This window comes from Streptomyces sp. ISL-10, from assembly GCF_018614575.1.
Classification (GTDB): Bacteria; Actinomycetota; Actinomycetes; order Streptomycetales; family Streptomycetaceae; genus Streptomyces.
On record NZ_JAGGOJ010000037.1, the window covers coordinates 56,497 to 62,903 of the forward strand.

At 70.2% G+C, this 6,407-nt stretch carries 4 protein-coding genes and 1 riboswitch; all 4 genes read right to left on the reverse strand.

Annotated elements, in window-relative coordinates; genetic code table 11:
- Positions 1-28: 28 nt before the first annotated feature.
- The 4 genes from J7E88_RS31995 to rlmN all read right to left on the reverse strand — a co-directional run bounded on the left by J7E88_RS31995 (position 29) and on the right by rlmN (position 5,159).
- Positions 29-1,093, reverse strand: coding sequence for an ABC transporter ATP-binding protein (locus tag J7E88_RS31995; protein ID WP_215186955.1), 1,065 nt, complete (start codon positions 1,091-1,093; stop codon positions 29-31).
- Entirely contained in the window at positions 1,093-2,736 is a 1,644-nt protein-coding gene (locus J7E88_RS32000) for an iron ABC transporter permease (protein WP_215186962.1), read from the reverse strand. Before J7E88_RS32000 ends, J7E88_RS31995 begins: the two co-directional genes overlap by 1 nt.
- A 38-nt stretch (positions 2,737-2,774) precedes the next feature.
- The gene (locus J7E88_RS32005; RefSeq protein WP_215186956.1) at positions 2,775-3,872 is read right to left on the reverse strand and encodes a thiamine ABC transporter substrate binding subunit; all 1,098 of its coding nucleotides are present in this window, start codon (positions 3,870-3,872) and stop codon (positions 2,775-2,777) included.
- Positions 3,868-3,987, reverse strand: a riboswitch (TPP riboswitch). It overlaps the preceding gene by 5 nt.
- A gap of 65 nt (positions 3,988-4,052) precedes the next feature.
- Entirely contained in the window at positions 4,053-5,159 is a 1,107-nt protein-coding gene (rlmN, locus tag J7E88_RS32010; RefSeq protein ID WP_215186957.1) for a 23S rRNA (adenine(2503)-C(2))-methyltransferase RlmN, read from the reverse strand.
- Between the last annotated feature and the right edge of the window lie 1,248 nt (positions 5,160-6,407).

A 6,407-nucleotide genomic window follows, 5' to 3' on the forward strand; every position in this document is an offset into this window, starting at 1 on the left:
TAGGCCGACGCCACGCGGTGGGAACGCGTCAGGTGCCGCCGTCCAGGACCACCACGTCGTCCGCGGCGAAGAGGACGCCGATCCGCGCCCCTTCCGCGGGGGCATCCCGCAGCGAACACTCGGCCTCAAGCACCGGCCCGTCGGCGGGCCGCAGGCGCAGGGCGACATGACCGCCGCGGAAGGTGCGCGAGAGCACCGTGGCGGCTAGGCCCTGCCCCGGGTCGGCGAGGTGCACACCGGACGGCCGTACCAGCAGGGTGCGGTCGCCCTGCGGTGAGCCGTCCGGGACGGGGACCTTGCCCCAGGCGGTGTCGGCGACCGCGCCACTGACCGCGGCGGGCACGACGTTGTCGAAGCCGAGGAAGCGGGCGACGAACGGCGATGCCGGACGCTGCCACACCTCCAGCGGCGTACCCGCCTGGGCGATGCGCCCGTCCTGCATGACAACGACGCGGTCGGCGAGCGCGAAGGCCTCGCCCTGGTCATGGGTGACGGCGAGGACTGTGGTGCCCAACCGGCCGAACAGTCCGCGCAGTTCGACGACGAGCCGCTCCCGCAGCCCGCGGTCCAGCTGCCCGAGCGGCTCGTCGAGCATCAGCAGCTTGGGCTCCGGCGCCAGTGCCCTGGCCAGCGCAACGCGCTGCTGCTCCCCGCCGGACAGCGCGGCCACGGCCCGCCGCTGCGCCCCCGGCAGTCCGACGAGCTCCAGCAACTCCTCGACTCTGCCTGCCCGTCCCGCCCCGCCGACGCTCGGCATCTTCCCGGGCCCACCAGGGCCGAGGGGACGCATGCGCAGCCCGAAGGCCACGTTGCCCCCCACGTCGCGCTGCGGGAAGAGCTGATGGTCCTGGAACATCAGCCCCACTCCTCGGCGGTGCACCGGCACCCCGGCCTGGTCGGCGCCCGCGAGCAACACCCGTCCGGCGTCGGCGCGCTGGAGCCCGGCGACCACCCTGAGCAGCGTGGACTTCCCGCTGCCGCTCGGCCCCAGCACACAGACGATCTCGTGCTCGGCGACCTTCAGGTCCACCGCGTCGAGCGCGGTCCGCGCCCCGAACCGTACGGTGACGCCCTCCAGTTCCAGCAGCGCCATCACAACTCCTCGGAGGTGGTGTCGGTACGGATGCGTTCGAGGAGCAGCAACGCGGCGGCGCACACCACCATCAGGATCGTGCCAAGCGCCATCGCCTGCCCGTAGTTGAGCTCCCCGGGCCGGCCCAGGAGCCGGGCGACGGCGACCGGCAGGGTCGGATTGTCGGGCCGTGCGATGAAGACGGTCGCCCCGAACTCGCCCAGCGAGACGGCGAACGCGAATCCCGCGGCGACCAACAGCGCCCGGCTCACCAGCGGCAGATCGACCTCGCACCAGGCCCGCAGCGGCGACGCGCCGAGCACGGCCGCGGCCTCCCGCAGCCGGACGTCCACGGCGCGCAGGACGGGCAGCATGATCCGTACGACGAAGGGCACGCCGACCAGCGCCTGGGCGAGCGGTACCAGCATCCATGCGCCGCGCAGGTCGAGCGGCGGCTCGTCGAGCGTGATCAGGAAGCCGAAGCCGACGGTCACGGCGGAGACCCCGAGCGGCAGCATCAGCAGGGCGTCGAACCCCCGGACAAGGCGGCCTGCCCTGGGGGTCCCCCCGGACGAAGTCCGGGGGAGGGTGAGCGCGGCTGCCGCGAGCCCGCCGATCAGCAGCGAGACGGCGGTCGCGACGAGCGCGTACTCCAGCGAGTTGGCCACGGCTTCGATCGGTGGGACGAGGAAGACGCCGCCTCGCTCGTCGAGCACGGTGAGCGCGCGGTAGTAGTCGAGGCCGTATCCGCCGGGGGTGTCGAAGGACCGCTCGACCAACACGCCGAGCGGTGCGAGCAGGAGCAGGGCGACGGTGACGAGGACGCCGCCGAGCACGGCCCACTGGGCCGCTCCGCGCGGGCGGCGTGCGGTACGGGAGGGGTCGACGAGCCTGAGTGCGCTCTCCCGGCGGCGTACGGTCCGGGCGTGCACGGTGAGGACGACGGCGACGGCCGCGAACTGCAGCATCGTGAGCACGGCCGCGGTCGGCAGGTCGAGCATCTCGGCCGTCTGCCGGTAGATCTCCACTTCGAGGGTGGAGAACGTGGGTCCGCCGAGGATCTGCACCACACCGAAGGAGCTGAAGGTGAACAGGAAGACCATCAGCGCCGCCGCCGCGACGGACGGTGCGAGCGCGGGCAGCGTCACCCGCCGCCAGGCGGTGAGGCGCCCGGCGCCGAGCACGCGCGCGGCCTCCTCCTGGCGAGGGTCGAGCTGCGACCACAGGCCGCCGACGGTGCGGACGACGACGGCGTAGTTGAAGAAGACGTGCGCGAGCAGGATCGCCCAGACCGTGGTGTCCAGGCGTACGCCCCACAGTTCGTCGAGCAGCCCGCCGCGGCCGAGCAGCGCGAGGAAGGCCGTACCGACGACGACCGTCGGCAGCACGAACGGCACAGTGACCACGGCGCGCAGCAGCCGCTTGCCCGGGAAGTCGAGCCGGGCGAACACATAGGCGGCGGGCAGTGCGGCGAGCAGGGTGAGAGCGGTGGAGGCGAGCGCCTGCCAGGTGGTGAACCACAGGACGTGCAGGATGTCCGGGCGCCCGAGGACCTCGCCGAACCGCCCGAACTCCCAGGCGCCGTCGACGCGCAGGCCGCGGCCGACGATCGCGGTGACCGGGTAGGCGAAGAAGACGGCGAAGAACGCGACGGGGCCGGCCAACAGGGCGAGCCGCGCCGCGTTCCCCTTGAGGGACTGCCTTACTTCAGGACGAGCGAGGACCACGACCGGACCCACTGCTCACGGTTCTCGGCGATCGTGCCAGGAGCGACGGTCTCGGGCTTGTCGACGACCACACCGTGCTCGGTGTACAGCTCGGGCAGCTTCGCGCCGTCGACCACCGGGTTCACGAACATGGTGAGCGGCATGTCCTCCTGGAACTTCTTGGTGATCAGGAAGTCCAGCAGCGCCTTGCCTCCCGCCTCGTTCTTCGCGCCCTTGAGGAGTCCGGCGAACTCGATCTGGCGGAAGCAGGTGCCGGTCGCGACACCGGTCGGCGCCTCGGCCGGCTGCGGGTCGGCGTAGAGCACCTCGACCGGCGGGCTGGAGGCGTACGAGACGACGAGGGGACGGTCGGCCTTGGCCTTCCTTCCGCCGGCGGAGCCGGAGAACTCCTCGTTGTACGCCTGCTCCCAGCCGTCGACGACCTTGACGCCGTTGGCCTTCAGCTTCTTCCAGTAGCCCTGCCAGCCGGACTCGCCGAACGCGCCGACGCTGCCGAGCAGGAAGCCGAGGCCGGGCGAGGAGGTCGCAGGGTTCTCGACGACGAGCAGGTTCTTGTACGCGGGCTCCGCGAGGTCGGCGAAGGTCTTCGGCGGCGCGAGCTTCTTGTCGGCGAAGAACTTCTTGTCGTAGTTCACGCAGATGTCGCCGGTGTCGACGGGCGTGACGCGGTGCTTGTCCGCGTCGAGCTGAACCTCGTCCGCGACCTGGTCGAGCCCCTTGGCCTCGTACGGGGTGAACAGGTCGTTGTCGAGGGCACGGGAGAGCAGGGTGTTGTCGACGCCGAAGAAGACGTCCCCCTGCGGGGAGCCCTTGGTCAGGATCTCCTTGTTGAGCGCGGCGCCGGCGTCCCCGCTCTTGAGGACCTTGACCGTGTAGCCGGTCTGCCGGGTGAACTCCTTCAGGACGGCGTCGGACGCCGCGAAGGAGTCGTGGCTGACGAGGGTGACCGTCTTGGACGCGCCGCCCGCGGAGGAGCCGGAGTCCTTGGATTCACCGCCGCAGGCCGTCAGGGCGGTGACGCCGAGGGCGGCGGCGAGCGCGGTGCCGGTGGCACGCCGAAGCTGGCTGTTCATGATGGTGCTGACTCCCTACGCCGGTATGACCCGGATCAGGTCCGAGGGTCTGCGGCCTGTTGGGACATGTCCCGCCGCACTCTCAGCGCTGTCGTGCGCTCCCCTGTCGGAATGTTTCGTTGTTCATTTGTGCGAACGCACAGGGCACAGTATCAGCCGTGGCCGACACCGCCCCCCTGGTCACCGCTCCTGCGCCGCCAGCTGCCCGCACGCCCCGTCGATCTCCTGTCCACGGGTGTCCCGGACGGTGACCGGCACACCATGAGCCGCGATGGCCTCGACGAAGGCCTTCTCGTCCTCCGGCCGCGACGCGGTCCACTTCGAGCCCGGGGTCGGGTTCAGCGGGATCAGATTGACATGGACCCGCTTGCCCTTGAGGAGCCGGCCGAGCAGATCGCCGCGCCACGCCTGGTCGTTGATGTCACGGATCAGCGCGTACTCGATGGAGATACGGCGGCCGGACTTCTCCGCGTACTCCCAGGCGGCGTCGAGGACCTCGCGGACCTTCCAGCGGGTGTTGACCGGGACCAGGGTGTCGCGCAGCTCGTCGTCCGGCGCGTGCAGCGAGACGGCGAGACGGCACTTGAAGCCCTCGTCGGCGAAGCGCAGCATCGCGGGCACCAGGCCCACCGTGGAGACGGTGATACCGCGCTGCGAGAGGCCGAGGCCGTCCGGTTCGGGGTCGGTCAGCCGGCGGACGGCGCCCACGACGCGCTTGTAGTTGGCGAGCGGCTCGCCCATGCCCATGAAGACGATGTTGGACAGCCGGGCGGGGCCTCCGGGCACCTCGCCGTCGCGCAGGGCGCGCATGCCGTCCACGATCTGGTGCACGATCTCGGCGGTGGACAGATTACGGTCGAGACCGGCCTGACCGGTCGCGCAGAACGGGCAGTTCATCCCGCAGCCCGCCTGCGAGGAGATGCACATCGTGACCCGGTCCGGATAGCGCATCAGGACGGACTCGACGAGCGTGCCGTCGTGAAGGCGCCACAGCGTCTTGCGGGTGGTGTCGTTGTCACAGGAGATGTGCCGCACGACCGACATCAGATCGGGCAGCAGCTCCGTGGCGAGCTTCTCCCGCGCGGAAGCGGGGATGTCAGTCCACTGCGCGGGGTCGTGCGCGTACCGCGCGAAGTAGTGCTGGGACAGCTGCTTGGCGCGGAACGGCTTCTCGCCGATCGCGGCGACGGCGTCCTTGCGCTCGGCGGGCGAGAGGTCGGCGAGGTGCCGCGGGGGCTTCTTGGCTCCGCGGGGCGCGACGAAAGTGAGTTCTCCGGGCTTGGGCATGGTTTCTCCAGTGTCGCAGACCCCGACCGGTGACTTGCGGGCGATGACTCTGGCGGTGGTCGCTACAGGTGGCCCGTGGTCATTTGGCCGCCCTCGACGGCCCACAGACGGCCCGGATTCGCCTATAGCGATAGCGGCCTGGGTCGCTGACGTCAGCGGCCCCGCTATCGACCCGCACGACTTCTGACCAGTGTGTCAGCAGAAAGCGGCCTGCCGCCCAGGGGCCGGGATTCCGGCCGTGAACGAGGATTCCGGCGCCACCACCGCCTCGCTATCACCGGCCCGGCCGGCGGGTGTCCGTCAGCGCAAAGGGCAAGAGGGACCGCCCTTCGGGCAGACGGCCTTCGGGCGCCAAGGGGTCCACTCGGCAAGGCGCCGTCGGCGCGCTCCTCGGCCATATGGCCGGTCGGGGCTTCTCAGCGGGGGAGCTGCCCCTCCTGAAAAGCCGCCCTTGGCCGTGGCGGGCGGGCTGTCTCCAGAGAGAACAACCACTGCGCCACAGAGTCCGCACGACCCAATCCTGGAGAGTTGCTGGAAAACGGCGTCCGCAGCGTCCAGAGGGGCAGCATCACCTCTGCTGACCTGCACTGTTCGTGTGGACGCTAAACATCCTGTTTAGCGTCCACATCGTCCGCAAGATCCACCACGCGGCACGGGCATCAACGCATGTCAACGCGCTCTGGCTTCTGGACGGCCTGCGGACGCTGGAAGAAACCACCGCTCGCGGCAGGCGTGGTCTCTTGCACTGACCGCCGGATTGCAGACGCACGCTGCACCACCGGGCTCCCCAATGTTGCAGCCTCAATGTTGCAGCCTCCTCAGCGAAGCCTCACGGGGCACGCAGGTGGCGATCAGGTGGCACGGTCGTGGCGAGCGCAAGCGCAGCTCGTTGCCAATGGTCGTGCGGCCGTCGGCCACTCATTCTTTCGCTCTCTGTAGCTGACGTAGGGGCACGATTCGTTGCTGGACCCAGCTACCCCGGCTGCTAGGTCTAGCCACACCGCTAGCAAGAGACTCGCCCTGACCAGGGCGAGCGCCTAGCACCTGAGAACCCCGGAGCCCCGGTTTCTCAGGGAAACCGGGGCTCCAGGGGTTCGGTCCGTAGCTAGAGCTCCACCATCGCAACACACAGCGTCACTAAGACGCCGTCGGGTCTGATGCAGGTTCGGGTGACAGGTCCGGTCACGCGGCCTGGAGGGCCGGCGTGGTCATGACGGTCTCGAATTAGATGGGGGTCAGCCGGCCGAG

Coding starts and splice junctions, on each gene's coding strand:
- J7E88_RS31995 (WP_215186955.1), bottom strand. CDS start 1,093: ATGGCGCTGCTGGAACTGGAGGGCGTCACCGTACGGTTCGGGGCGCGG.
- J7E88_RS32005 (WP_215186956.1), bottom strand. CDS start 3,872: ATGAACAGCCAGCTTCGGCGTGCCACCGGCACCGCGCTCGCCGCCGCC.
- rlmN (WP_215186957.1), bottom strand. CDS start 5,159: ATGCCCAAGCCCGGAGAACTCACTTTCGTCGCGCCCCGCGGAGCCAAG.